The organism is Nocardia brasiliensis, assembly GCF_011801125.1.
Lineage (GTDB): Bacteria > Actinomycetota > Actinomycetes > Mycobacteriales > Mycobacteriaceae > Nocardia > Nocardia brasiliensis_C.
Genome location: NZ_CP046171.1, coordinates 4,356,353 through 4,383,016, shown reverse-complemented (window position 1 = coordinate 4,383,016; position 26,664 = coordinate 4,356,353). Strand labels below are relative to the sequence as shown.

The following is a 26,664-nucleotide window of genomic DNA, read 5'->3' as shown; positions in this document are numbered from 1 at the left end:
GCGATGACCACCTGGTGGCTGGACACGGTACCGCCTGTTCCCGGCATCCTGCGCGCGGTGTTCTACGGCGGGCTGCTGATCGCCTGCCTGCTCGATCATCCGTCACCGCTCGACGCGCCGAAGCTGATGGCCAAGACGGGGCGTGAGTTCTACACCCCGGTGGGCGCGCTGCGGGTGCTCGGTCTGAGCTGGGTCGACCCGCGGGTACTGCGCGTGATCCGATGGGCGACGATCGTCTGCTGGGTGGCCGCGGCCGCGGGTTTCGCCCAACCGGTCTCCGGCGCACTGACATTCGTCGGTTTCGCCTTCCTGCACGCGGTGAACGCGGGGGCGCTCGGCTCCAACCACTCGACGCACGCCGCCCTGTTCGCCCTGTTCAGCATGTCGTTCTCGGTGTCGCACGACGCGGCGTCGCTCGACGCGTATCTGTCCGATCATGTCGGCATGCCGCTGCTCGTCGGCCCCGACTCGGTGCTCACCTCGGGATTCGCGCCGCAACTGCTGCTGGTGTTCCTGGCCTACATCATGTTCGCGGGCGGTGTCTCGAAGGTGCGCCACGGCGGAACCGGGTGGCTGACCGGTAAGTCGCTGTGGTTCTACATCGATCGATCGGCCCCGTTCGCCCGCGCGCCGTGGCTGTCGCGGGCATTGCTGCGGCGGCTCGCGGTCCTGCGTGTGCTCGCCTGCGCGACCGTCGTGATCGAGCTCGCGGCACCGGCGGCACTGGTCTTTCCCGCCTGGCGTACCGAGTTCGTGCTCGCCTGGATCGCGCTGCACATCGGCATCTTGTTGGTGATGATGCCCGCCTATTGGATCCAGATGTGGTGCTACCTGCTGGTGGTCGACTGGACGCCGCTGCGCGGTGTGCTCGCCTCGGACACCTTCGGCGCCGCGGCTGCGGCGCAGCGGCCCGGTGCGACCGCGTTGGCGGTGCTCGGCTCGGGGATCGGCGTGGTGCTGCTCCTCGCCTTGCTCCGCCGCTCGGAACAGTGGCCGTGCACCAGCGTGCCCATGTATTCCAACGGCACCGTGCCCGACGAATACAAGCTGCCGTCCCCGGCCGAATTGCCCATCCGCGCAAGGAAAGCGGCGAGCGGTGACCTGTCCGCATGGCATCGGCCATGGGTGCCGGCCGAGGCGTTGGAGGACATCGAGATCGTCCCGGCGAACGGCGACGCGGCGGTCTCGCTGTTCGATGTCGTGTCCGCGCAGGACGTGCGCTTCGTCCGCTGGTCCCAGTTCGCGAAGGTGGTCCGTGACCTCGCCATCGCCGATCTGGCCGTCAAGGACCCGGCTCGGCCCGACGCGCCCGGGGTGGAGTTCCCCGCCGCGCGGTTCCTCGCCGACCTTGTTCCGTTCGTCGATGCCGCGCTGCCGGATCCGTCGCGCTATCGCCGGATTCAGCTGGCCTGCTTGACCACCGCCGGGTGGTTTCCCGTCGCGACCGCCGAACTCTCCGCCGGCTCGCACCGCACGGCGCCCTACGATCGCAAAGGCCTCGAAACGCCATGAGCGAAGACACTTTTCTGCCGACACGGCCGCGATCGCTGCCGGAGTTCGTCGCGGTCGCCGCCGCCACCTATCCGGACCGCACCGCGTTGATCTGCGGGGATCAACGGCTCAGCTACCGCGCGCTGACACACCGGGTTGCCGAGTTCGCCGATCTGCTGCACCGGCACGGCGTGCGGCCCGGGATGCCGGTCCCGGTACTGCTCGAGCGCGGCATCGAGCTGCCGGTGTGCCTGCTGGGCATCCTCGCGGCGGGCGGCGTGTGCGTGCCGCTCGATCCCGCGCATCCCGCCGAGCGCACCCGATTCATCCTCGCCGACTGCGGCGCCGAGTTCCTGGTCACGAATGTCGAGGTCGCCGAGCTCGACTCGTCCGGTCTGCGGGTCATCGATATCAGAGATGTTGTGCCGCCGGTCAATTCGCCTGCGCCGCCGGTCGTGGCCGACGTCGGAGATCCGTTGGCGTATTACCTGTACACCTCCGGTTCGACCGGAAAGCCCAAGGGGGTGATGCTCACCCAGCGCGGCGTGCTGAACGTGCTGGAGTGGGCGGGGACCTACCTCGACATCGGTCCGGCGGACGTGGTCCTGCAGCGGACGACGTTCACCTTCGATATCTCGCTGCTCGAGCTCTTCGTGCCGTTGCTCAACGGCGCCGCCGTGGTGCTCTTGCCGCCCGCGGCGCAGCGGTCACCGGATGTGGTGCGGCGCGCGATCATCGATCATCACGTCGATATCGTGCAGTTCACGCCGTCGGGACTGGCCACGCATCTGGCGACCGTGGACGGCGAGCCACTGCCGGGCGTCACCCGGTGCCTGGTCGCCGGCGAGCCGCTCAAACCGGCACTGCGCGACGAGTTCTACGCGGTCACCACCGACTGCACGCTCTACAACCTGTACGGCCCGACCGAGACGACGATCTACGCGACCGCCACCGAAGTGCCGCGGACGGGGCCGATCACCGTCGGCAACCCACTGCCGAACACCTGGATCGAGATCCGGGACGACGACGGGATCGTGTGCGCGCCAGGGGTGCTCGGCGAGCTGTGGATCGGCGGCACCGGTGTCGCCCGCGGCTACCTGAACAAGCCGGAGCTCACCGGCGAACGGTTCGTGGCGGGCGCGTTCCGCTCGGGCGACCTGGGCGTCCGGTTGCCGAACGGTGAGATCGATCTGCGCGGGCGCCGCGATCACCAGGTCAAGATCCGGGGTTTCCGCATCGAACTCGGGGAGATCGAGAACGCGCTGTCGAACACCGCGGGTGTCGATGACGGCGTTGTCACCGTGGTCGACCTGACCGGACAGCCGGAGCTGGCCGCGTACTGGGTGGGTGCGTGCGACGCGCGGCGACTCGCCGAGAATCTGCGACGGACGTTGCCGGACTACATGATTCCCACCCGGTACGTGCCGATGGACGTGTTCCCGTTGACGGGTAGCGGCAAGATCGATCGCAACGCGTTGCCGATGCCGAGCACGGAGTCGGCGCCGGCGACCCGCTACGTCGCGCCCCGTGACGACACCGACGCCCGCCTGTGCGCCATCTTCCAGGACAGCCTCGGCTGGGCGCGGGTCGGCATCACCGACGGTTTTCTCGACCTGGGTGGCGACAGCTTGAAGGCGGCACGGGTCGCCCGCCGTATCCGCAGTGAACTCGGCTGTGCGGTAGAGGTTTCCCGGCTGCTCGGCAACTGCTCGGTCGAGCTGCTCGCCGACTACCTCGGCACGGCGGGGGCAGAGCGGACCGAGATCGCCGTAGCACCGGCCGCCTCCTCGTATCCGCTGACCGCCGGGCAACAGTCGCTGTGGTTGCTCGAGCAGGCGGGTGCGCCGCACGCGGCCTTCGTCGAGCCGCTCGTCTACCGCTTGACCGGCGATGTCGACGTGGACCTGCTGCGCGACGCCGTCGAGCACGTACTGCGGCGCCACGAGGCGCTGCGCACCGCCATCACGACCGTCGACGGGCTGCCCCGCCAGCATGTCGTCGAGGACGCCGAACTCGATTGGTCGGCGGTGGCCATCGACTCAGACTCGGAATGCGAGGCCTTCCTCGCCGAATTCGTCGCGCGCGACTTCGATCTCACGACGGGCCGGTTGTTCCGTGCCGCCGTCATCCGTCGCGCACCGAACACGCGGATCTTCGCGGTGGCGATGCACCACATCGCCACCGACGGCTGGTCGCTCACCGTGCTCATCAACGAGATATTCAGCCGCTACTGCGAGTCGCGCGCGGGTAAGGCACCTGATCCCCATCGGCTTTCGCTGCAGTACAAGGATTTCGCGGTCTGGCAGCAGAGTGCGCTCGACGCCCCGGCCGCCGTGGCGGCGAAGCAGTACTGGCTGGACAAGCTGAGCGGCGAGATCGATCATCTCGATCTGCCAACGGATCGGCCGCGCCCCGCTGAACGGACTTTCCGCGGGATGACCGTCGAGCGGACCGTCCCCGCCGCGGTCGCCGAGCGGCTGCGCACGCTGTGCGGCACCGAGAACGCGACCCTGTTCGCCGGACTGATCACCGCCATGCGGGTGTTGTTCCACCGCTATACCCGGCAGCGCGATTTCGCCATCGGCACCTCGGTGCTCGGTCGGCCGCTCGCCGAGCTGGAACAGCAGGTCGGTTACTACGTCAACGCGGTGGCCCTGCGCGACACCGTGTTTCCCGCATCGAGCTTCCGTGACCTGTTGCGTGCGGCCAAGACGACGATCGCAGAGGCGTTGCAGCACGGCGACTATCCGTTCGACCGGGTGGTCAGCGACCGCGGCGACGTGTCGAATCTCGATCGCAACCCGTTCTTCGACGTGATGGTGATGATCGACCCCGGCTGGGGCGAACCGACCACGTCGCTCGACGGCGTCGAGGTGGCGCGGGTCGTCGCACCGAACGCGCACAGCAAACTGGATCTGACCCTGTTCCTTCGCGACACCCCGCACGGTTTGGCCGTGCTCGCCGAGTTCTCCACCGAGATGTTCGATGTGGTCCGCATCGAGCGGCTGCTCGACCATTTCGAGACACTGCTGCGCGGCGCGGTCGCGACGCCCGACGTACCCGTCGCGACGCTGACGATGCTTTCCGCGGCCGAACGGCATCGGCTGCTCACCACGTTCAACGACACGGCGGTGGATTACGGTGCGCCCGTTCCGGTGCAGCAACTCTTCGAGCGCCGGGCACGCCTGTTCCCGGATCGGATCGCCACCGTGGATCAGTGCGGCGCACTGACTTTCGCCGAACTCGACGCACAGGCGAACGCGGTGGCCGCAACCTTGCGGCGGCGGCACGGGGTCGGGCGCGGCGACCTGGTGGCACTGCTGATGGACCGTTCGACCGCGATGGTCGCCACGATCCTCGGCGTATTGAAGTCCGGCGCGGCCTATCTGCCACTCAATACCAACGACCCGGCGCCACGGCTGCGGTCGTTGCTGGACGACAGCGCGGCGCGCGTGCTCGTGGTCGACGATCCGACGACCGCGTCCCGGCTCGGCGCCATCACGGCGGCCGTGCTCGACGTGCGGGCGCCGCTCGACCCGGATGCGGGTGAGCGGCAGGAGGTTTCGCCGCACGATGCCGCCTACTGCATCTACACCTCCGGCTCGACCGGTCGCCCCAAAGGCGTGTTGGTCGAGCACGGTGCCCTGTTCAACCGGCTGTCCTGGATGATCGACGATCTGGGCCTGTCCGACGCCGACGTATTCCTGCACAAGACGCCGTATGTGTTCGACGTCTCGGTGTGGGAGATCTTGTTGCCCGGCGTGCTCGGCGCGCGCCAGGTCGTGCTCGCACCCGGCGGGGAGAAGGACCCGGCGGTGATTCGCGCGGCGATCGAGGAAAACGCGGTCACCGTGGTGCATTTCGTGCCCTCGATGCTCGAGCAGTACCTGAGCGCACCGGTGGGCGCCGGATTCGACGGCGTCCGGCACTGTGTGACCAGCGGCGAGGCACTGAGCGATGACCTGGCCCGGCGTATGCGGTCGGTGGCGGAATCGACCGAGCTGCACAACTATTACGGCCCCACCGAGGCAGCCATCGATGTCAGCGCGACCAAGGTCGATGCCGCCCGTCCGGTGACCATCGGCAGGCCCGCACCCAACAACCGCCTGTTCATCCTGGACGACAACGCCGAGCTCACGCCCCTCGGCGTCGCGGGCGAACTGTGCATCGCCGGTGTGCAACTCGCGCGCGGTTATCTCGGCCGTCCCGATCTGACCGCGCGGAGTTTCGTGGCGAACCCGTACGCGCCGGGGGAGTCGCTCTATCGCACAGGAGATCTGGCGCGCTGGACCGAGCACGGTGAGATCGTCTATCTCGGGCGCCGCGACGATCAGGTCAAGCTGCGCGGGCTGCGCGTCGAGCTCGGCGAGATCGAGCACGCGATCCGCCGGGTGCCCGCCGTCGATGCCGTCGTGGTGCTGCTCGAACGCACCGCGGCGGGCGTGGCCTATCTGCGGGCGTTCGTCACCGGGATCGCCGAGACCGAGATCGACCAGGTGCACGCGGCCTGTGTACGGCAGCTGCCCGATCACATGGTGCCAACGCACATCGTGCCGGTCGACGCCATTCCGGTCACCGCGAACGGCAAGGTGGACCGGCGCAGGCTGGCCGCCATCGAGTCGGCGCCGACGCCGGTCCGCACCGCCCCCGAGTCGGCGACCGAACTCGCGCTGCTGGAACTTTGGCAGCCCCTGCTGCCGACCGGCGCGATCGGCGTGACCGACGACTTCTTCGCCCTCGGCGGCAATTCGCTGAGCGCTCTGCAGCTCAGCTCCCGAATCAGCGAGCGCTTCGATATCGAGGTCCGGCTGGCGACGATCTTCAAGTTCCGGACGATCGCGGCGCAGGCCGCTCATATCGACCGGTTCGGTGGCACCGCGGCATCGGCCGCCGGCCTGTTGCGGCGGCATCCGCGCCGAGCGCGGCACCGGCTCTCCTACGCGCAGGAGCGAATGTGGTTCCTGCAGCAGCTCGATCCCGCCAGCGCCGCCTACAACATCCAGCTGCTGGCCCGTCTGAGCGGTCCCCTGGATCTGGACGCCTTCGAGCGTGCGGTGGCCTGGCTGGTGCGGCGCCACGAGATTCTGCGCACCACCTACACCAGTGTCGGCGACGAGGTCTTCCAGCAGGTGCGTGCGCAGTACCCGCTCCCGTTCACGCGGTATGACCGTCTCGGCCAGGATTTCTCGGCGGTGGCGCGGGAAGCCCGCGAGATCGCCGCCACGCCGTTCGATCTCGCGGCGGCACCGCCGGTGCGCGTCGTGCTGTTCCGGGTGGCTCCGACGGAGCATCACCTGCTCGTCGTGCTGCACCATGTCGCGGGTGACGGGTGGTCGATGCAGCTGCTCACCCGCGAACTCGCGACGCTGTACCGGCACGAGACCGGCGCGGCCGTCGCGCTGCCCGCCGAACCAGCCTGGCAGTACATCGATTACGCCGAATCACAGCGCGCCGCGCGCGACTCCGACGCCATCGAGCGCGATCTCGACTACTGGGTGGCCCGGCTGGCCGGGACGCCGCCGCTGGAACTCGCCACGGACCGGCATCTCGACGCGGCGGCCACGGCCGGGCGCTGCTTCGCCTCGATCAGCGCGGAAACCACGGCGGCCCTGCGTGAGCTGGCTACCGCGCGGGCCGTCACGGTGTTCGAGGTCGTGGTGGCGGCCATCGATCTGGTGCTGTCGCGGCTGAGCGGGCAAGACGATGTGGCCGTCGGGTTCCCGGTGAGCAGCAGGCAGGGGCCGGGGCTGGATTCGGTGGCCGGTCTGTTCCTCAACACCTTGGTCTTGCGTACCGATCTGTCCGGCGAGCTGTCCTTCGCCGATCTGATCACGCGCGTCAGCGCGGGCATCAGGGAGGCGTACGACCATCAGAGCGCACCGTTCGAACTCGTCGTGGAACGGCTCAATCCGCCGCGGAATGTCGAGCGCACACCGATTTTCGACGTGCTCGTGAACTTCCAGAACGATATGCGGGCCGAGCTCGACATCGACGGCATCGATGTCGAGTTCCGCAGCGACCAGTTCGAGGTCGAGGCCAAGTTCGCGCTGTCGTTCTACCTCTTCGACGACGGCACCCAGCTGCAGCTCGAATTGGCGTACCGGCGTGACCTGTTCGCCGCCGAACGAGCCGAAGCCATTGTCGCGCAGACGAGTTACGTTTTCGACCAGGTCGCTGGCGCGCCCGACCGGCCGCTCGCCGAGTACTCGCTGTGCGCACCCGGGCTGGCGCGAGCCAACGCAGAATTCGCCGCCGCGCTCGAGGCGCCGACGCCGCCGTCGCTGCTCGACGAGATCAGCGCGCAGGCCCGGTTGCGGCCCGATCAGGTCGCCGTGTCCCACGGCGAGCTGACCCTGACCTATCAGGAACTCGACGAGCGCACGCTGTGCCTGGCCGGGCACCTGGCCGCGCGTGGCGTCGCCGCGGGCGAAATCGTCGCGGTCACCGGCCCACCCGGCATCGGCTTCGTGGTAGCCCTGCTCGCCACGATGCGCAGCGGCGCCGCGGTGTTTCCGCTCGACCCGGCGCTGCCCACGGCACGGCGTACCCAGCTGCTGTCCATCGCCCGCCCGAGCACGGTCGTGGCGGCCGGTGGCGGCGACATCCCCGAGATACCGACCGTGCATCGCGTGGACGCGGATTCCGGGCTGGTCGCCGATCCGGAATGGGCCGAGCTGCCCCACATCGGTTCCGATACACCGGCCTACCTGTTCTTCACCTCGGGCACGACCGGTCGCCCCCGCGGCTTGCTCGGCCGACGCAGCGGCCTGGACCACTTCCTCGCCTGGCAGCGTTCGACCTTCGGCATCGGTCCCGACGATCGGTGCGCGCAGCTGACCAGCCCGTCGTTCGATGTCATGCTGCGAGATACGTTGCTGCCCTTGGTCAGCGGCGCCACCCTGGTCGTCCCGCGCCGGTCGGACCGCTACAGCGGCCGCTCGGTTTTCGAGTGGTTCGAGCGGGAGCGCATCACCGTCGCGCACACGGTGCCGACGGTGCTGCAATCGTGGCTGCTCGATGTCAGGACCGGCACGCCGCTCTCGGCGCTGCGCTGGCTGTTCCTGGCCGGCGAGCCGCTCAAGGCCGAACTGATCGCCAACTTCCGGTCCCGGTGCGACAGCACCGTCCGATTCGTCAACCTGTACGGCCCCACCGAGACAACGCTGGCCAAGCTCGCCCACGTGGTGGACGAGACCACCATGCCGGCTCTGGTGCCGGTGGGAACTCCGTTGCCGCACTGCCAGATCGCCGTGCTGCGCGACGAGACCGAGTGCGGCGTCGGCGAACCAGGGGAAGTGGTGATCCGCACACCGTTGCGCACCCACGGCTATTACAACGAACCGGACGCGGCCCCGGCGTTCGTGCCGAACCCGCGGCGCGCCGATCCGGACGACCTGCTCTACCGCACCGGCGATCTCGGGCGGCTGCGGCCCGACGGCACGCTCGAGCTCATCGGCCGGATCGACAGCCAGGTCAAGATCAATGGCATCCGGATCCAGCCCGCCGAGGTCGAGGCCGCGGTGGCCGGGCATGCGCTGGTCGAAACCTGCCTCGTCCGAACCGATTACCTCGATGGGCAGCCCACACTGACGGCCTACGTCGTGGCCGCGGCGGCCGCCGCCGAGCTCGGCGACATCCTGCGCGACTACCTCACCGAACGGCTGCCGAGCGCGATGGTGCCGCGCGCCTTCGTGTCGATCGATCGCATTCCGACCACGCCGAACGGCAAGCCGGATCGCGCGGCGCTGCCCGACCCCACCGCGAATCCGGCGCCCAGGCCGCACAAGCAACCGCGGACCGCGACCCAGCAGGCGATTCAGGACGTGTGGAAAGAGGTGCTGCAGCAGCCCGATCCGGGCATCCGGGACAACTTCTTCGAACTCGGCGGCACCTCGTTGAAGCTGCTGCGGCTCTATCACCTGCTCGACGAGCGGTTCCCCGGCACTTTCCGCGTGCCGCATCTGTTCTCCCATCCGACGATCGCGGGCCAGGCCGAGTACCTGGCGCCCGCCGCCGCGACCACCAGAGAGCCGGTTGAGCATGACTTCTGACGTCCCGCACGACATCGCGATCGTCGGCATGGCGGCGCGGTTGCCGCAAGCCGATGATCTGGGTGCGTTCTTCGACAATCTCGCCGCCGGGCGCGACAGTGTCCGGCCGGTCTCCGCCGAGCGGATGCGGCGCACGTCGCTGCCGGAGGACGAGAGTTACCAGGAATTCGGCTATCTCGACGATATCGACACCTTCGATCACGCCTTCTTCGGCTTCGCCAAGGGCGAGGCGAACAATATGGCGCCCCAGCACCGGCTGCTGCTGCAGACCGCCTGCCAGGCCGTCGACAACGCCGGCTATCCGCTGAGTTCACTGTCCGGGCAACGCGGTTCGGTGTATGTCGCGGACACCAAGATCGCCTACGATCTGCTGGCCGCCGAGCCGGAGCCCACCCTGGTGATGGGCAGTCACGCGGCGGCGACGGCCGGTCGGGTGTCGCGCTTCCTCGGCCTGCGCGGACCCTCGGCGATGATCGACTCGTCCTGCTCGTCGGGCCTGGTCGCGGTGCATTTCGCCGTCAACGATCTGCTCACCGGCGACGCCGACATCGCGCTGAGCTGCGCGGCCGGTCTGAATCTGTTTCCCGACCGCCTCGGCGACGACACCGGTCCGGACATCGGCATTCGCTCGGCCGACGGCCGGACGCGGTGCTTTTCCGCCGATGCCGACGGCACCGGATCCGGCGAGGCCGTCGTGGTGCTCGTCCTCAAACGGCTCGCCGACGCGTTGCGCGACAACGACATCATCCACTCGGTGCTCAAGGGCGTCGCGGTCAACAACGTCGGTGGCCGGTCGAGCATGCTGACCGCGCCCGACGCGGACGCCGAAGCCGAAGTCCTGGAACGGGCTTGGCGCAAAGCGCGGATCGATCCGGCGACGATCACCTACATCGAGGCACACGGCACCGCGACCCGGCTGGGCGATCCGATCGAGGTGGCGGCGATCGACCGGGCGTTCGCGCGCGCCACCGACCGCAAGCGGTTCTGCGCGATCTCCTCGGCGAAGAGCAATATCGGCCACACCTGGAGTGCTTCGGGCTTGGTCGGTATCGTCAAGGCGACCTTGGCATTACGTAACGAGGTGCTCTTTCCGAACGTGCACACCTCGGAGCTGAGTCCGCTCATCGACTTCGAGAACTCGGCCGTCGTGGTAACCCGCGAGTTCACGCCCTGGGTCGTCGACGGCCATCCGCACCGGGCCGGGGTCAGTTCGTTCGGCGTGATGGGCACCAACGCGCACGCGGTGCTCGAACAGGCGCCGGTCGTGGCGGACCGCCCGGTTACCGCCGACGCGGCCTGGATTCCGGTGTCGGCCAAGAGCATCGAGTCGCTGCGAGCGAACCTCGACGCGCTGCGTCGCTGGCTGGACGCCCATCCCGGCACGCGGTTGGCCGACCTGCAGGCGACCCTCGTCGGCGGTCGTGACCACTACCGGTATCGGTACGCGCTCACCGCGACCGATCTCGCGGAGTTGCGTGGGGCACTGCTGCCATCAATTTCGGACGCCGCGGTGGAGCCACCGGAAACCGCTGTCGGACTGATCGTTTCGGGCGAGTGCCACGCCTCCGACGCGCTCGTCACCGCATTGCGGCGGATGAGCCCGGTGTTCGAGCGCCGCTACGCCGACTGCGCCGCGGCGGCGGCCGAGGCGGGTGTCGGGCACAACCGCGGCTTCGCCTTCCAGTACGCGCTGTACGGCCACTTCGAGGCGATCGGGCTGAGCTTCCAGCACGTGGTCGGCGAGGGCGCGGGCAAGCTGGTGCTCGATGCCTGCCGCGGCCGGGTCGGGCTCGCCGAGGCAGTCGAACTCGCCGCCGCGCCGGCACCGGAGGTGGCCGGAGAACTGGCGGATCGGGTCGATCGGCTGCTCGGCAAGCTCGCGGGCGAGCGGGTCGTCTTCGTCGAGGCGGGCCCGCTGTCGACGGTGTCCCGGCAGCTGGCCGCGCGCGGTCTCAGCGACTATCCCGTGGTCGCGTTCGGCGACGGCGAGCGCGGCTATCTCGACGTCCTCGCCCGGCTGTACACGCTCGGGGTGGCGTGGGACTGGGCCGCGACCGCGGGGGACGGACGGCGAATCGAGCTGCCGCCCTACCAGTTCCAGCGCATCAGGTGCTGGATCGAGCGGATCGCGGTGGCCACGGAACGCACCGAGCGAGCGACGGCGGACGCGCCGGTGCGTGACTCGCACGCCGCGGTCGAAGACGCGTGGAAGCGTGTCCTCGGCCTGGACACCGTCGATCCCGACGAGTCGTTTTTCGACATCGGCGGGGATTCGATCAGCGGTCTGCAGGTGCTCAACCGCATCCAGAGCGAGTACGGCATCGCCCTCGACCAGTTCGCGATCTTCGATCATGAGACGCCGCGCGCCCTCGCACAGCATATCGACGAGGTGCGGGCGCAGGCAGGTGCGCCCGCACCCGAGGTCGTCGTCACGGACACGCACGGGCCGTTCGCGTTGAGCTCGGCCCAGCAACAGATCTGGGTGGCCGCCCAATTCGAGGGCGGCTCGGTCGCATTCAACCTGACCCGCAGCTTCCAGCTCGACGGGCCGGTCGACACCGAGGCGATGCGCGCGGCGGTCGATCAGCTGCTGCACCGCCATGCCGCATTGCGGGTGGCGTTCACCCACCACGACGACGTTGTCCGGCAGGAGTTTCCGCGAGTGCGTCCGGCGGCGCCGTTCACGACCACGGTCGAGGCGCGAGCGCTGCCGGAGGCCGCGGTGGTGATCGCCGAGAGCCGTGCGATCGCCGAGCGCCCGTTCGATCTGGCACAGGGACAGCTGTTCCGCGCGCACCTGGCCACCTTCCTCGACGACCAGTCGGTGCTGACCGTGAGCACGCACCATCTCGTCGCCGACGGTTGGTCGCTGGACATCCTGGTGCGTGATCTGTTCGCCCTCTACCGCGCGAATGCCACCGGGACGCAGGCGGTCCTGCCGGACGCCGGTGACTATCGCGAAGAGCTGCTGGTCGAACTCGAGCAGTCCGGCCGGTCGAAGACGGCCGCCCAGGAGTATTGGCTGCGGCGCTTCGCGGAGGTGCCCGCGCCGATCCGGCTGCCCGCCCGCGCGGGCGCGGCCCGCGATTTCCGCGGCGCCTATCGGACATACGGTTTGACCGACGGTGTGTGGGAGCGGCTGCAGCGGTTCACCCGGGCCCAGTCGACGAGCACGTTCGTCGCGACCTGCGCCGTGTTCGCGGCGTACTTCGCCCGGCACACCGACAGCGGCGAGGTCGTGCTCGGGACCTCGCTGTCGGGCCGCAACCGAGAGTCGGTGGAGCACACCGTCGGAATGTTCGTGCGCACGGTCGCGCTGCGAGTGGCGGTGCAGCAGCGGCACAGCCTGAAGGATCTGGACGCGGCGGTGCGGGCGGAGCTGCGCCTGGCCGCCGGGCACGGCGCGTTCACCTACGAGGAGTTGGTCGCGGAACTGCGGCGGAGCGAGCGACTGAGCGCCCCCCACCTTTTCGACGTGCTGATCGAGTTCGAACAGTTCGCCGAGGGCGCCGCGGCACCGGACGCGGGTCCGACGGCGACGGCGCTGCCGGTCACGTTGGAAACCAGCGTTTTCCCGATCAACATCATGCTGTCCGAACACGCCGACGGCCTGAACGCGGTAATCCGTTACGACACCGGCCTTTTCGACGAGGAAGCGATCGGCCTGCTGTGGGACGGCTATGTCGGCCTGCTGGAGGTGCTGCTCGCCGCGCCGGACGACCCGCTCGCGGACCTGCCGCTGGTGGGTCCGCGCACCCACCAGGACCTGCTGGCCGTCGGGTATCGCTCGGTGCCGTTCGACGCGTCGGTCCGGATCCACCATGCTATCGAACGTTTCGCGGCGACCGCCCCCGATCGCGTCTGCCTGATCGGACCGCAGGGGCAGCGCAGCTTCGCCGAGCTGGATCACCGGGCGAACCAGATGGCACGGCTGTTGGGCCGCAACGGAATCGGCGCGGGCGATATCGTCGCCGTGGTGCTGGACCGCGCGGTCGCGGTGGTCGAGTCGATCCTCGCGATCTGGAAGTGCGGCGCCGCCTATCTGCCGATCGATCCCAAACATCCTGCCGCGTACGCGGCCTCGGTGATCGAGGCGTCGGGCGCGAAGCTGGCGCTGGTCGATCGCGCGAATATGCCCGCGGGGCTGGCGCCGACGACCGCGACGCTGCTGGATCTCGCCGAGGGCGCCGCCGATACCGAGTCCGGCGCCGAGCTACCCCGGCCCGATCCCGAAGCCTCCGGTCTGGCCTACGTCATCTACACCTCGGGGTCCACCGGTGCGCCCAAGGGCGCGATGGTCGAGCACGCCGGGATGCTCAACCACTTGCACGCCAAGATCGATGATCTGCGGCTGAACGAAAACAGCGTAGTCGCGCAGACCGCGTCGAACAGCTTCGACATCTCGGTCTGGCAGATGTTCGCCGCCCCGTTCGTTGGCGGACGCACCGTGATCTATCCGGAATCGCTACAGCTCGAACCGATTTCGCTGCGCGACCGGCTCGAGTGCGATGGTGTGACAGTACTCGAGGTCGTGCCGTCGTATCTCGCCGCGGTGCTCGACAGCTGGCGCGAGCACGAGATCCGCACGCTCGAATGGCTGCTCGTCACCGGCGAGGTGGTGCAGCCGAAGATCGTGAACGATTGGCTACGGGCCTTTCCCGCCGTTCCGGTCGTCAATGCCTACGGGCCGACCGAGGCATCCGACGACATCACCCACCACATCATCACCGCGCCCGTCGACTCCGGCTCGGTGCCGCTCGGCCGCCCGATCCGCAACACCGCGATCTACATCCTCGACGGCCGCGGCCGCCTGGTGCCGCGCGGCGAGCCGGGGGAGATCTGTGTCTCCGGTGTCGCGGTCGGTCGCGGCTACCTGCACGCCCCCGAGCAGACCGCCAGAGTCTTCGGGCCGGACCCGTTCGATGCGGACCGGCGGATGTACCGGACGGGTGATCTCGGCCGCTGGCGTGGCGACGGTACTCTGGAACTGATCGGCCGCAAGGACAATCAGGTGAAGGTCCGCGGCTTCCGGGTCGATCTCGGGGCGATCGAGCATCGCGTCTCGGTCGCGCCGTCGGTGCGCGCCTGCGCGGTCGTGACCACGGACGAGCGCGACCGTCTCGTCGCCTTCGTCGTGCGCGAGGATCCGGGCGCGCCGCTCGACGAGTGCGCCGCGTACCTGACTGCCCAGTTGCCGCACTACATGGTGCCGGAGCTGATCGAAATTCCGCGAATCCCGTTGACACCCAACGGAAAAACCGACCGCAAGGCGCTCGAACGACTTGGCTCGACCACCGAGTCCGCGGCGGCACACGACCGCGCGCCCGCGTCGGCGGTCGAATACGAGCTGGTGCGCCTCTGGGAAGAGGTGTTGCAGCGGCCGGTCGGCGTGCACGACCGCTTTCTCGACCTCGGCGGGAACTCGCTGAGCGCGATCCGGCTGTTGTCGCGGGTGCGCGCCGAGCTGGCCGCGGAACTCACCCTCGCCGACATCTTCACCCATCCGACGATCGCCGGTCTGGCCGCGGTGATCGCGCCGGGAAGCGCGTCGGCGGTGCTGACATCCCTCGGCGGGCCGGGCAGCTATCCGGTCGCGCCCGGTCAGCGGCTGCTGCTCGACCTCGAGTCGTCGAGTGCGGTTCCGGCCGCGTTCCACCGCAACGACCTGTTCGACGTGGTCGGCGCGATCGACCTGCCGCGGCTGCGGCAGACTGTGGCGATGCTGCTGTCCCGGCACGAGAGCCTGCGCACGACCTACGATCTCGCGGCCGCCCGGCTGATCGTGCATCCGGCCGGCGCGCTCGCCACCCCGGTCGACTCGCACGAATTGGCCGACGAACAGGCCGTTTCCGCGTTCGTCGCGGGGCGAATCGACACACCGTTCGACTTGACCAAGGAGGCGCCGATTCGTGTCGACCTGCTGCACACCGGCTCCGGCGATGCGTCGCTGCTGATTTCGATGCACCAATTGGCCTCGGACGGTCGTTCGGTCGAGGTGCTGAAGGACGAGCTCGTCACGATCTACGACGGGCTGTCCACCGAAGCGGCCGAACTGCCCGCCTTGCCGATCCAGTACAAGGAATTCGCCGCGGCCCGGCGGTCGGCGGAAGCGGACGCGGCGCGCGCCCGCGCCTTCTGGCAAGCGGAATTGGCGGGCGCGAGCGTTGATCTCGCACTGCGGACCGACTACCCGCGTCCGGAAACGACGACGCTGCCCGGCGCCCGGTGCTACCGGACGCTGCCCGCCGAGCGTGCGGCCGCGTTCGACGAACTCGCCAGGCGGCACGGCGCGACCGGCTTCGTGGTGGCTCGAACGGCCGTCGCACTGCTGCTTTTCGCCGAGACCGGGCGCACCGATCTGGTGATCGGCACCTATGCGCGCGGGCGAGACCGGGTCGAGTTCGAGGACCAGATCGGCAACTATCTGAGCATCGTGCCCATGCGGCTGCGTCACGCGGCCGATGCGTCGGTCGGGGAGGTGCTGCGGGAGGCGCAACGCGAGGTGTTGCGCGCGTTCGCCTATCAGGAGTACCCGTACGGCTCGATCATGCGCGACCTCGGGTGGCGTCGCGGCGCCGATCGCAGCCCGCTGTTCGATGTGATGATCGCGTTCGACGAATGGGCCGCCGACCCCGCCACGCACGGCCGGTCGTTCACACTGCTGCCGCGCGAACTCCCCCGCCGCGCCAAGGAAGCCGAGCTGCAGATCACCTTCGGCCGGACCCCCGACACTCTGGAGATCGTCATCACCTACAACACCGAATTGTTCGCGGCTCGCACCGTAGAGGCGCTGGCCGACCGCCTGTGCGCCGGCATCGACCTGCTGATCGACGAGGTCCCGCCCGCCGAGGTCACCGCCGCGCTCGCCACCGAGGGGGCGCGGCTGTGAGCGACGCTCTGCGGCGCCTCGACGCCGAGCGGCGCACTGCCGGGGAGCGCGACGAAACCGGTGATGTGGTCCGGGAGTGGTCGCGCGACCGGTCCGAGTGCCGGATCAGCTACGTGTACGAGACCTCAGACGATCCCACCGCGCTGGTCGCCCGCGAGGTCGCCGCCGCCGACCGCGCGGGCTACGAACTGGAATGGAAGACCTACGAACACGACGCGGTGCCTGGGCTTGAACGGGCGCTCGAGCAGGCAGGTTTCGAACCGGAGCCGGTCGAGTCGGTGCTCGTGCGCGTCGACCCGCCGGACGATCCGGTGGCCCTCGCGGACGACCGGCGTATCAGGGTGGCCGACTCCGCGGCCGACGAGCTCGCCGATGTGGCCGAAATCCTGCGTGCGACAGGGCGTTCCCACGTCGAGCGGCAGATCGAGCAGCTGCGCGCGCAACTCGACGGCAGCGTGTTCGTCCACATCGCCTATCTGGGCGACGTCCCCGCCTCCTGCGGGCGCTTGCATTTCGGCGCGACACCGGGCCTCGCCGAGCTGGCAGGCGGGCGCAGCAAGCCCGAGTTCCGCAGGCGCGGACTCTACACCGACCTGGTGAACTCCCGGCTGGCCCAATCATTTTCGGCCGGCCGCGGCCACGTCTATGTGGACGCCCTGCCCACCTCGGAACCCATCCTGCGTCGATTGGGCTTCCGGCTCGTCACCCGGACTCGGCCCTTCGGTTACTCGCCGTCGCACTGAGCTCGGTGACATGCACGGTCGCCCGTGTCGTCTCGGTGTTTCGAACGAGTTGCGGCGGTGGCTATCCCGTGCGTTTCGCCTTTGGAATTGCTCGCGAAAAGGGTGCAGCTGAATCACACTTTGTCAACCCCGCTGGATGAATATGCAGGTGGAAGCGCAGATGATCTGTGCCACTTGATGTTTCGTGTAGTGACGAATTGGCGCACCCAATTTTCGCGACGTGACATAGTCCGCAGTAGTCGCATTCGGAAACACGGCCGTCTGGATAGGGTTCGGGTGTTGAATTCGTAACTAGGTGAAGGGGTGGTCGTCGTGACCGAAGGTAACGCAAAACTGGCTATGGATCCGACAAAGGTTGATTTCGAGGAGGCCTACTCCACCGGGGTGCTCGGCCCCGGCGTTGTCATGGCGAAGATGCCGTGGGAGATCGACCGGCCGCAACCGATTCTCGTCGAGCTCGAGCGTGCCGGGCACGTGCGGGGTGACGTGCTCGACGTCGGTTGCGGCCGTGGCGATACCGCGGTCTATCTGGCCGGACTCGGCTATCGGGTGACGGGCGTCGACATCTCGCCGACGGTCATCGGCAAGGCTCGCGACCTGGCGGCCGAGCGCGATGTGGCCGCCACGTTCGAGGTGGCCGACGTGACCGTGCTCGACGGGTACGAGGCCTCGTTCGACACGGTCGTGAGCAGCGCGCTCGTGCACTGTCTCGATGAGCAACAGCGCAAGGCGCATTGGGAAGCGCTCGCGCGCGTTCTGCGGCCGGGTGGCCGGTTGATTCAGTTCTGCTTCGCCAAATCACCGGGCAGCGAGACCTATGCCCCGTACACCCTCGGCGAGGCGGAATATCGGTCGGTGTTCTGCGCGCCGACCTGGGAGATTCTCGAGCTGCGGCGGGACAAGATTTCCGCTCTCAAACCGCCGCAAGCATTTTGGGATCTGCTCGGGAGCGAGCTGTTCCCGGAGTTCGAGGGCGAGGACGGCATGCTGCTGCCGGTCTGGCTGCTGGAGGTCAAACGGCGGTGACCCGGCGCGGCTGCCGGTGATCGGCGCGTAGGGCGAGGGCCCCGACCGGTGGTCGGGGCCCTCGGTCAGCGCGCGCCCGGCGCTCCGGACACCCGGCCGAGCGGGTTGTCGGACAGCTTGCGCGCCAACCCGTTTCGCATGGCCGCCGCGGCCGAGCTGTGCGGCTTTCGTGCGGCCTGACGGTCGAAGCAGGCGGTGAATTCGTCGGCCAGCTCCAGTCTGGGCCAGCGCGTCGTGACCAGCGCGCGCACCGCGGGCGGGATCAGCTCGGCGTCGCGTCCGGTGATATCGAGCCCCGTCGAGCGGGCGAGCAGGTGTCCTTCGGGATCCAGTGCCACGTCGACGTGGTCCCACATGTGGCGCACGATGATCTCGTGCAGCCGTTGCCCGCGCCGGGCCTGCCAGCCGGCGCCCGCGGCGAACACGGCGGCGACATGTCCGCCCGCGTCCTCGAAATCCACGGTGTGGCTGTCGAATTCGGGTACCAGCCCGATGTCGTGGAACATCGCGGCCACATAGAGCAACTCGGCGTCGATCGTGATGGATTCGGCCTGCGCGAGCAACGCCGCCCAGACGAACGATCGCGCGCAATGATGGAACAGCGACGGCGTGCAGTACTGCCGCGCCACCTCCCGCGCGGCGCGTGCCGTTGCCGTCTCGACGGTGGGCAACTCGATCGCGGTCACCGTGCCCGCATCGAAGTCCGTGGTCACTGCGGTACCTCCTCGTCTCGTGCGCACCTCACGATGCCGCGTCGCGCTACACTGCCGCCATGTCATTCGGGACAGCCGAACCACAGATTCGGACATGACGCATCGGGTCGGCGTCCTCGTCTTCGACCAGGTCACCCTGCTCGACGTCGCGGGGCCGGTCGAGGTCCTGCACACCGCCGACGTGGACCCGCGCTACGAATCGGTGCTGATCTCCGCGCACGGCGGCCTGGTTGCCAGCTCCGCGCGCATCGCGCTGGCCACGACCGCCGTCGGCGCGGTGGGGGCGGTCGACACCCTCATCGTGCCGGGTGCCGGCAGCTTCGCCGACGCACCGATCGATGCGGAAATACTGCGCGCCACAGCCACTCTCGCCGCGACCGCGACGCGGGTCGCCGCGGTGTGCACCGGCGCGTTCGTGCTGGCCGAGCTCGGCCTGCTGGACGGGTGCCGCGCCACCACGCACTGGCGGCAGGCCGCCGTCCTCGCGCGCCGCTATCCGCGCATCGAGGTCGTGCCCGACGCACTGCACGTCCGGGACGGCCGCTACCTGACCTCGGCCGGTATCAGCGCGGGCATCGACATGGCGCTCGCGCTCGTCGAACACGATCACGGACCCGACGTCGCGCGTGCGATCGCGCGTGAACTGGTCGTGTTCCTGCAACGGCCGGGCGGGCAGTCGCAGTTCTCCGCGGCCGTGGCCACCCCGCGCCCGCGCACCGAGGCGCTGCGCGGCGCCCTCGACGCCGTCCTGGCCGACCCCGCGGCGGACCACTCCATCGACACCATCGCCGCCGCCGTCGCGGTGAGTACCCGGCAGCTCACGCGGTTGTTCCATGCCGAGCTGGGCACCACTCCCGCCCGCTGGATCGAACGCGCCCGCCTCGACCGCGCCAAGCAATTGCTGCTCGAAGGGCACACCATCACCGCCGCCGCCCGGCACAGCGGCCTCGGCAGCGACGAGACCCTGCGTCGCGCCTTCGCCCGCCACCTGGGCGTCACGCCCACCGACTTCAAACGCCGTTTCACCACCACCCGCACACGGACGCCGTGAGCGCTCAGCAGTTCGCGCGTAATGTCAGGGCGTCCCGCTGCCGTACAGCGTGATCTTCAGGCGCGGGCTCGCGTCCTTCTGATTTATCTTGATCGTGGCGTCGAACGGGCCGACGGCGGGGGGATGGAACGCCACCCGTAGAAGGCAGTCGGTCTTTCCTTGCGGCGGTGGGCATTTCCCGTCGAGGATGGTGAACGCCTTACCGCCCGTCCCGTCTTCGAGCTTCACCTCGGTGAGGTTGTCGCACTCCATGTAGGCGAAATAGATGTACTGCTTGATCGCCTTCCCGACCTGGGTGGCGTTGTAGTAGACGGCGGTGTTGTACGGGGTGCACGGCGGCTTCGGCTTGGTGGTCGAGGTGACGAGTGGTATCGGGATGACCTTCGTGGTGACCTCGGCGGAGTCGGGCAGGCCGGTGGTCGGTGCGGTGGTGGGCGTGGGCGGGACATTCGACCGTGGCTGCCCGGCGCGGGTCGGCGTCGGCTCGGGGAGCGGCGGAATCTGTTCGGGCTCCGGGGTGGCCGATTCCGGCGGTGCGGTGGTGGACAGGACCGTGTCGGTGGCGACGATCTCGGCGGGCGGTGGGGCCGGACGCGCACAGGTGCCACCCAAGGCGAGCACGAGGGCGAGGATGAGCGCACCGATCAAGGTTCGTGGCACCCGACGTCCGCCATCGTCCGCGGGTAGGTCCGGTGGGTTGCGCCACTGAGCGATGGTGTCGCGCACGCGCCGTGTCTCGGGGTGCTCGGGTCCGAGGCGCGCGGTGAAGTTGGGTAGCCACGCCTCCCACAACTCGATCCGCCGCGCCCGCGACACCGAGGGCAACGCGTACAGCGCGCCGACCGCGCCGACCGGGTCGCCCGCGCCGAGATGGTGCCGGATGGCCGCGACCTCCCGATACGCGGCGGCCTGGGCGGTGCCGCTGCGCGCGAGTGCGGCGAGGATCGCCCGGTGCGCCCGCACAATTGAGATGTCCTTGCGCGTATTCGCCTTGCGCAGTGGAGCTTTCAACGCGGTATGGGCCACTCCGAGGTGTTCGCCGTCGGACCCGGGGCGCCGCCGGGCGATCAGTGCTCCGAGGCTGACCGCCAGGTCCCGGATGTGCGTGTCGTCGATGGTGCGCGCGCCGAGATCGTGCAGGGCCAACCGGATCACGTCGATCGGGAGTACCGGCCCGGTCTCGGCGGCGACCACCACGGTGACCAGCAGCCCGAGCGCGTCGGCACGGGCCCCGGTCAACGACCACTGCGCGTGGCCGAGCCGGTGCCGGACCAGGGTGGCGACCGGCAGACCGGCCGCGAAGTCGGCCGCCACGAGATAGCGGTCGACCTGCAGGATCAAGCGGGCGTGCAGCCAGCCACCCACCGCGCGCCACGGCCGATGCGGCCAGGGGGCGTCGGCCCGGAGGGAAACGTCGACGGCGGTGAGCGCGCGGGTGACGCGCTCTCTCGGCCACGGCCGCTCGTGCTCGTCGCGCGCGTGCTGGAGCAGGTAGTTGCCGACGTCGTCGACCTCGGGCATGGGGAGTACGAAGCGCCGCATACGCAGGGCCGGTGGCGGTGCGGGGGCGTCGTCATCGGTGCGGGCGGTGCCGATCACCCGGACGTGTGCGAAGTCGGCATGGCCGGTCAATGTTTCGATCGCGGACCAGAGTTCGTCGCGGTGACCGTGCTCGGTCGGCAGGTCGAGGCCATCGAGGACGAGCGTGGTGGTGCGTCCTGTCTCACCCAACGTCGTGAGCGTCCGCGCCAATCCGGCGGTTATCTTGGGATACTCGGCACGGGCAGGTGGGGAGCCCTGGGCGGGTTCGAGTTCGCCCGCCGCGACCAGCACTGCGATCCGGCGTTCGAGCTGGACGGCGAGTTCGTCCGACACCGACCGCAGCGTGCTGGTGCCGGTCAGGAACACGGCCGCGCCGATATGCGCTGCGCTGAGCGCGGTTTCGAGGCCGAGCAGGTCGGGGCGGACCAGCAGGGCGACCGCGGTGGACTTGCCGCTGCCACCCGGCCCGAGGATCATACGCAGCCGCTCGTGCCCGTGCTCGGCCACGGTGTTCACCTGGCCGCGCAGCGTCTTGGTGACCTGTAGTCCGCGCACGAGCTCGTCGACGGTGCCCGCGTCGGGGCGCTCGCGGACGGCGTCGCGGGCCCGGCTCACGTTGGGTACCAACCACAATCCGTGGTCGGCGCCCGCGGCGGGCGACCCGGCGGCGAACGAGAAATGCTGGGGCTGCTGCCGACTGCACGCGTGCGCGACCGGCGCGAGCAGATCCGCGGCGAGCAGGTTCTCGCCGCTGGCCGGTATGCCGCTGCGGAAGGTCGCCAGTAGGGTTTCGGTGAAGCAGCCGTCGTAGGCGTTGCCCTCGTCGCTGGCCACCAGCAGGTCTACGCGGCCGGATGTCTGGCGGACCAGCGCGGGCCAACTGCGTGCCCCCGCATCGCCGACCGGGGCCGCCGCGCAGGTGTCCACCACGACCACGAGTCCGTCCACCCCGGACACCCCGCTGATCCGTTCCTTGAGGGTCTGAGCGAGGTTGACGGCGTACTGCGAGTCCAGCATCGGCGCGCCGGCCGCGTCCGATTCGAGCGAGTCACGGGCCAGGAAGTAATAGTCGCCATTGCTGCTGAGTCCGTGCCCGATAAACCACAGCAGCAGTGTCGCCTGCTGGCGTGCCGCGGCCGCGAATGCCGACCGCAATGCCGAGTGCAGATCCCGAACGGTCGGATCGATCAGCGTCGCACCGCCGGGCAGGGCGGGTCGCCACCGGCCCGAATCGGCAAGGACCGCAGCGACTTCCGTGGCGAGGCGCGGCGGAAATTCCAGGCGGGGGAGCGCATCGCATTCGGAGCCGATAACAAGCGCAAGCCGTCTCCCCACGGTTGTGATGGTAAACCCGGGAAGGCCGAAGCAATTGATTACGAACACAACTCGGTGTGCACGAGGTGCGAGCGGATTCTGTGCGGGCAATGGGGCGCCGACCCGCGCGATGCATCCCAGTATCGTGCGGGGCTGGGCGACCGGGTGTACCGACGGCGCCGTCCTCGCGCGTGCGCGGCGTGGCGTCGCCGTCGCCGCGTTCGGACCTTCGGCGCGCGGGAAGCCCACCGATCGACCGGTACGTTTCGGCGGACACGATCGGATAACAACGATCGCGACACGTTCGGTATGGCGAGACATTTTCTCCGTCGTGTGGTGCTGCACGGCCGGGTCGGTGCCGCGATGGAATTGTCCGGAACCTCTTACCCATCCGGGACACGGGCGGTAACGAACTAGGAGGAACACTCGACCGCTGCCGTTGCGCTTCGCCCTGGAAGGAGATCAGTGATACGCGTCAGTCCGATACGACCCCCCGTCCCACTGACGAATTGGTCCCGGAACTCTCGACTGAACCGAGGCGAGTGCGCGCAGCGTGTGTAACCAGCGGTGGTGTAGTACCTTTCGCCGTCGGTGATGGCGACATTCGGCGGCTGACCGGCCCGGCTCGGTGTTCGAGGCGGGTACGGCTCAGCGCGCCGATCGGCCGATCGAAACTGTGTAAGGATGTGCTGCGCGCGCAGCGTGTCCGTACTCGGTGCCGGGAGTGGTTTCGGCAGGCCTGAATATCGTTCGTCCAGTGTGGCTGTAGCTGACTCGGGAGGTCGAAGGTCGTTGGGTTCTGAACAAATGTCGGTGGGTCCGTCGACCCTGGCGGATATCTTGGTGCGTCGCGGCGTAGAAGAATCGGAGCGAGTCGGCTACACGTTTCTCGGCGCGCACGGAGACCGCGAGGTCGAGAATTACGGGCAGCTGCTGGATCGTGTGATCGGCATGGCGATCCGGTTGCGGGAAATCAGTGCGCCGGGCGATCGCGTCCTGCTGCTGTGCCCGCCGGGGCTGGACATGGTGCACGCGTACTTCGCCTGTCTGCTCAGCCGTCGCGTCGCCGTGCCGCTGTACGTGCCCACCGCCCAGCGCCATTCCGATACCGTGGCCGCGATCGCCCGCGACAGTGGCGCGGTGGCCGTCATCGCGCCGAGCTCGGCCGCCGCGGTGGCCCGTGAGCTGCTCGGCTGGCCCGCCGAGCAGATCCTCGACAGCACCGCGATCGAGACCGGCAACTCCCGTGCACTGCTCGACGCCGCGTTGCCCACCGGCGAGGACGTGGCGCATCTGCAATACACCTCCGGGTCCACCGGCAGCCCGAAGGGCGTCGTGGTGCGCCACCGCAACCTCATGCACAACCTGGAATGCCAGCGGCACGCCTTCGGGCACAGCGAGCAGAGCTCGGCGGTGCACTGGTTGCCCCCGTCGCACGATATGGGTTTGGTGCTGGGAATCCTTTCGCCCCTTTATGTCGGGTACCCGGCAACCCTGATGGCGCCGTTCACGTTTCTGCGTAATCCGATGATCTGGCTGCGCGAGGTGGCCGCGACCGTGAATACCACCGCGGGCGGGCCGAATCTGGCGTTCGGCATCTGCACCGAGCGCGTTTCGGACGCGGCGGCCGAGGAGTTGGATCTGTCGCACTGGGACGTCGCGTTTGTCGGCGCTGAGCCGGTCAATCCGATCATCCTGCGCAAGTTCGCCGAGAAATTCGCGCGGAGCGGATTTCGCCCGGAGAGTTTCTTTCCCGGTTACGGATTGGCCGAGGCGACCCTCTACGTCAGCGGCGGTCCCATCGGTTCGGGTCTGCGCACGCGCTCGTTCGCGAGCGAGGAATTGGAACAGGGTTTCGCCGTGGCGCGACCGGACGGCCGAGAACTCGTCGATCTCGGACCGGTGGCAGCCGCGACGGCGGCCGTGATCGATCCGGAAACGCTGCGGCGTGCCGAGCCCGGCCGGGTCGGTGAAATATGGCTGTCCGGAGAAAGTGTGACCGCGGGCTACTGGAACAAAGCCGAGGAGAGTGCGCGGACTTTCGCCGCGGAAATCACCGGCGAAGGTACCGCACTATATCTGCGCACCGGCGATCTCGGCTTCCTGGCCGACGGTCACCTGTTCGTCTGCGGCCGTCTCAAAGAAGTGATGATCATCAACGGGCGCAATCTATTCCCGCAGGACATCGAGTGGAGTATCGAATCAACGCACCCGCGATTGCGTCGTGGCGGCTGCGCCGCGCTGTCGACCGAGGTGGACGGTGAAGAGCGGCTGATCGTCGTGCAGGAACTCGACGACGAACTGGCCGAGGACACGGTCGCCGCGCTCGAACAATCGATCAGGTCCGCGGTCAGCCGGGACCACGCCGTGGCGCTGTATCGCGTGATCTTCGTCGACAAGGGTCAAGTCCTGAAAACGACCAGCGGCAAGATTCGCCGATCGCATCTTCGTCACCTGTACGCCAACAAGATCGGAGCGAGCGCCATATGACCGAGCCGCAGGGCGATGCGGACCCCACGACCTTCTTTCTGGGCTGGGCGAGGCAGCGCCTGGGACTCGAGCAGCCAGACCCGCGGACACCGCTGACGGCGCTCGGTCTCGACTCGATCAAGGCCGCGGAGCTGTTGACGATCCTCGAGGACCGGTACGGCGTCGAGGTCTCCGCCGAAGACATCTACGGCGACATGTGCATCGCGGATCTGGTGGCCCAGGTGGTCGAGCACGGCGACGCGGGCGCGTGCGCCGGTGCCGTCGCCACCGCGGTGGCCACGTCGGTGCCGGAGTGCCGGGTCAGCGCGGCGATCGAGTTCGGTCTGTTCTTCTTCGCCAGTGACGCTCAGCACCGCAGTGCGCAGCGCTATCAACTGCTGCTCGACAGCGCCCGCTTCGCCGATACCCACGGTTTCTCCTCGATCTGGTTGCCGGAACGGCACTTTCACAAGTTCGGCGGCCTGTATCCGAATCCGGCGGTGCTGGCGGCGGCGCTCGCCCCGATCACGGATCGGGTGCGGCTGCGGGCGGGCAGTGTTGTACTGCCGCTGCACAATCCGGTGCGCGTCGCCGAGGACTGGTCGGTGGTCGACAACCTGTCCGACGGCCGAGTCGATGTCGCGTTCGCCACCGGTTGGAACCCCGACGATTTCGTGCTGGCGCCGGATCACTACCGCGACCGGGTGGACGTGATGCGCTCGGGCATCCAGACCGTGCGGCAGCTGTGGCGCGGTGAGTCCATCGCGCTGCTCAACGGTGTGGGTGAATCGCGTTCCGTGCGCATCTTTCCCACCCCGATCCAGCCCGACCTGACCACCTGGGTGACCTGTAGCGGAGGCGTGCAGCGCTTCGAGATGGCGGGCGAGCTCGGCGCGAATGTGCTGACCGCCCTGCTCTTTCAGGACGTCGACGAGCTGGCGGACAAGATCACCGCCTATCGCAAGGCGCGCGCCCGGCACGGCCACGACGCCGCGGGCGGACGGGTCACGGTCATGCTGCACACCTTCGTCGGCGACGACGACGCGATCGTGCGCGAGACCGTGCACGGTCCGTTCAAGAACTACCTCGCCGACTCCGTCGACCTGTGGCGGCGCGGCGCGCAGGCCCTCGACGAGTTGGACGATCGAACGCGAGACAAGGTGCTGGACTTCGCCTTCGAGCGGTACTACCGCACCAACGGGCTGTTCGGCACGCCCGAGACGGCGTTGCCGATGGTGGAGCGCCTGTACCGCGCGGGCGCCGACGAGATCGCCTGCCTCATCGACTTCGGTGTCGCCGAATCGAGCGTGCGCACCGGTCTCGAGTCGCTGGCCACTCTCGCGCACCACGCGCGTTCGCTTTGAGCTGCATATCT

The 26,664-nt window shown here is 68.8% G+C and carries 10 protein-coding genes; 8 read left to right on the top strand and 2 right to left on the bottom strand.

Annotated elements, in window-relative coordinates; all coding sequences use genetic code 11:
* Positions 1-3 precede the first annotated feature (3 nt).
* The 5 genes from F5X71_RS19690 (at position 4) to F5X71_RS19670 (ending at position 18,200) form a co-directional block, all read left to right on the top strand.
* Positions 4-1,512 (top strand): hypothetical protein, encoded by a 1,509-nt coding sequence (locus F5X71_RS19690; RefSeq protein ID WP_167463367.1) that lies wholly within the window; start codon positions 4-6, stop codon positions 1,510-1,512.
* The gene (locus F5X71_RS19685; protein WP_167463366.1) at positions 1,509-9,542 is read left to right on the top strand and encodes a non-ribosomal peptide synthetase; all 8,034 of its coding nucleotides are present in this window, start codon (positions 1,509-1,511) and stop codon (positions 9,540-9,542) included. The genes F5X71_RS19690 and F5X71_RS19685 overlap by 4 nt, the downstream gene beginning before the upstream one ends.
* Positions 9,532-16,431: a non-ribosomal peptide synthetase gene (locus tag F5X71_RS19680; protein WP_167463365.1), complete on the top strand. Its 6,900-nt coding sequence runs from the start codon at positions 9,532-9,534 to the stop codon at positions 16,429-16,431. Before F5X71_RS19685 ends, F5X71_RS19680 begins: the two co-directional genes overlap by 11 nt.
* Positions 16,428-17,174: a GNAT family N-acetyltransferase gene (locus F5X71_RS19675; protein ID WP_167463364.1), complete on the top strand. Its 747-nt coding sequence runs from the start codon at positions 16,428-16,430 to the stop codon at positions 17,172-17,174. The genes F5X71_RS19680 and F5X71_RS19675 overlap by 4 nt, the downstream gene beginning before the upstream one ends.
* 339 nt (positions 17,175-17,513) lie before the next feature.
* On the top strand, positions 17,514-18,200 hold the full coding sequence (locus tag F5X71_RS19670; protein WP_167466580.1) for a class I SAM-dependent methyltransferase: 687 nt from the start codon (positions 17,514-17,516) through the stop codon (positions 18,198-18,200).
* Between the two features lie 65 nt (positions 18,201-18,265).
* Here F5X71_RS19670 and F5X71_RS19665 read toward each other — a convergent pair whose 3' ends face one another.
* Positions 18,266-18,913, bottom strand: a complete 648-nt coding sequence (locus F5X71_RS19665) for an HD domain-containing protein (protein WP_238815334.1) — start codon at positions 18,911-18,913, stop codon at positions 18,266-18,268.
* Between the two features lie 94 nt (positions 18,914-19,007).
* Here F5X71_RS19665 and F5X71_RS19660 point away from each other — a divergent pair, with 94 nt between their 5' ends.
* Positions 19,008-19,964: a GlxA family transcriptional regulator gene (locus tag F5X71_RS19660; protein ID WP_167463363.1), complete on the top strand. Its 957-nt coding sequence runs from the start codon at positions 19,008-19,010 to the stop codon at positions 19,962-19,964.
* A gap of 24 nt (positions 19,965-19,988) precedes the next feature.
* On the opposite strand, the gene F5X71_RS19655 is transcribed toward F5X71_RS19660, so the two are convergent.
* Positions 19,989-22,841, bottom strand: a complete 2,853-nt coding sequence (locus F5X71_RS19655; protein WP_167463362.1) for a hypothetical protein — start codon at positions 22,839-22,841, stop codon at positions 19,989-19,991.
* Positions 22,842-23,612: 771 nt separating this feature from the next.
* Here F5X71_RS19655 and F5X71_RS19650 point away from each other — a divergent pair.
* Both F5X71_RS19650 and F5X71_RS19645 read left to right on the top strand, forming a co-directional pair.
* Positions 23,613-25,310 (top strand): fatty acyl-AMP ligase, encoded by a 1,698-nt coding sequence (locus F5X71_RS19650; protein ID WP_167463361.1) that lies wholly within the window; start codon positions 23,613-23,615, stop codon positions 25,308-25,310.
* On the top strand, positions 25,307-26,653 hold the full coding sequence (locus tag F5X71_RS19645; protein ID WP_167463360.1) for a MupA/Atu3671 family FMN-dependent luciferase-like monooxygenase: 1,347 nt from the start codon (positions 25,307-25,309) through the stop codon (positions 26,651-26,653). Before F5X71_RS19650 ends, F5X71_RS19645 begins: the two co-directional genes overlap by 4 nt.
* Positions 26,654-26,664 lie beyond the last annotated feature (11 nt).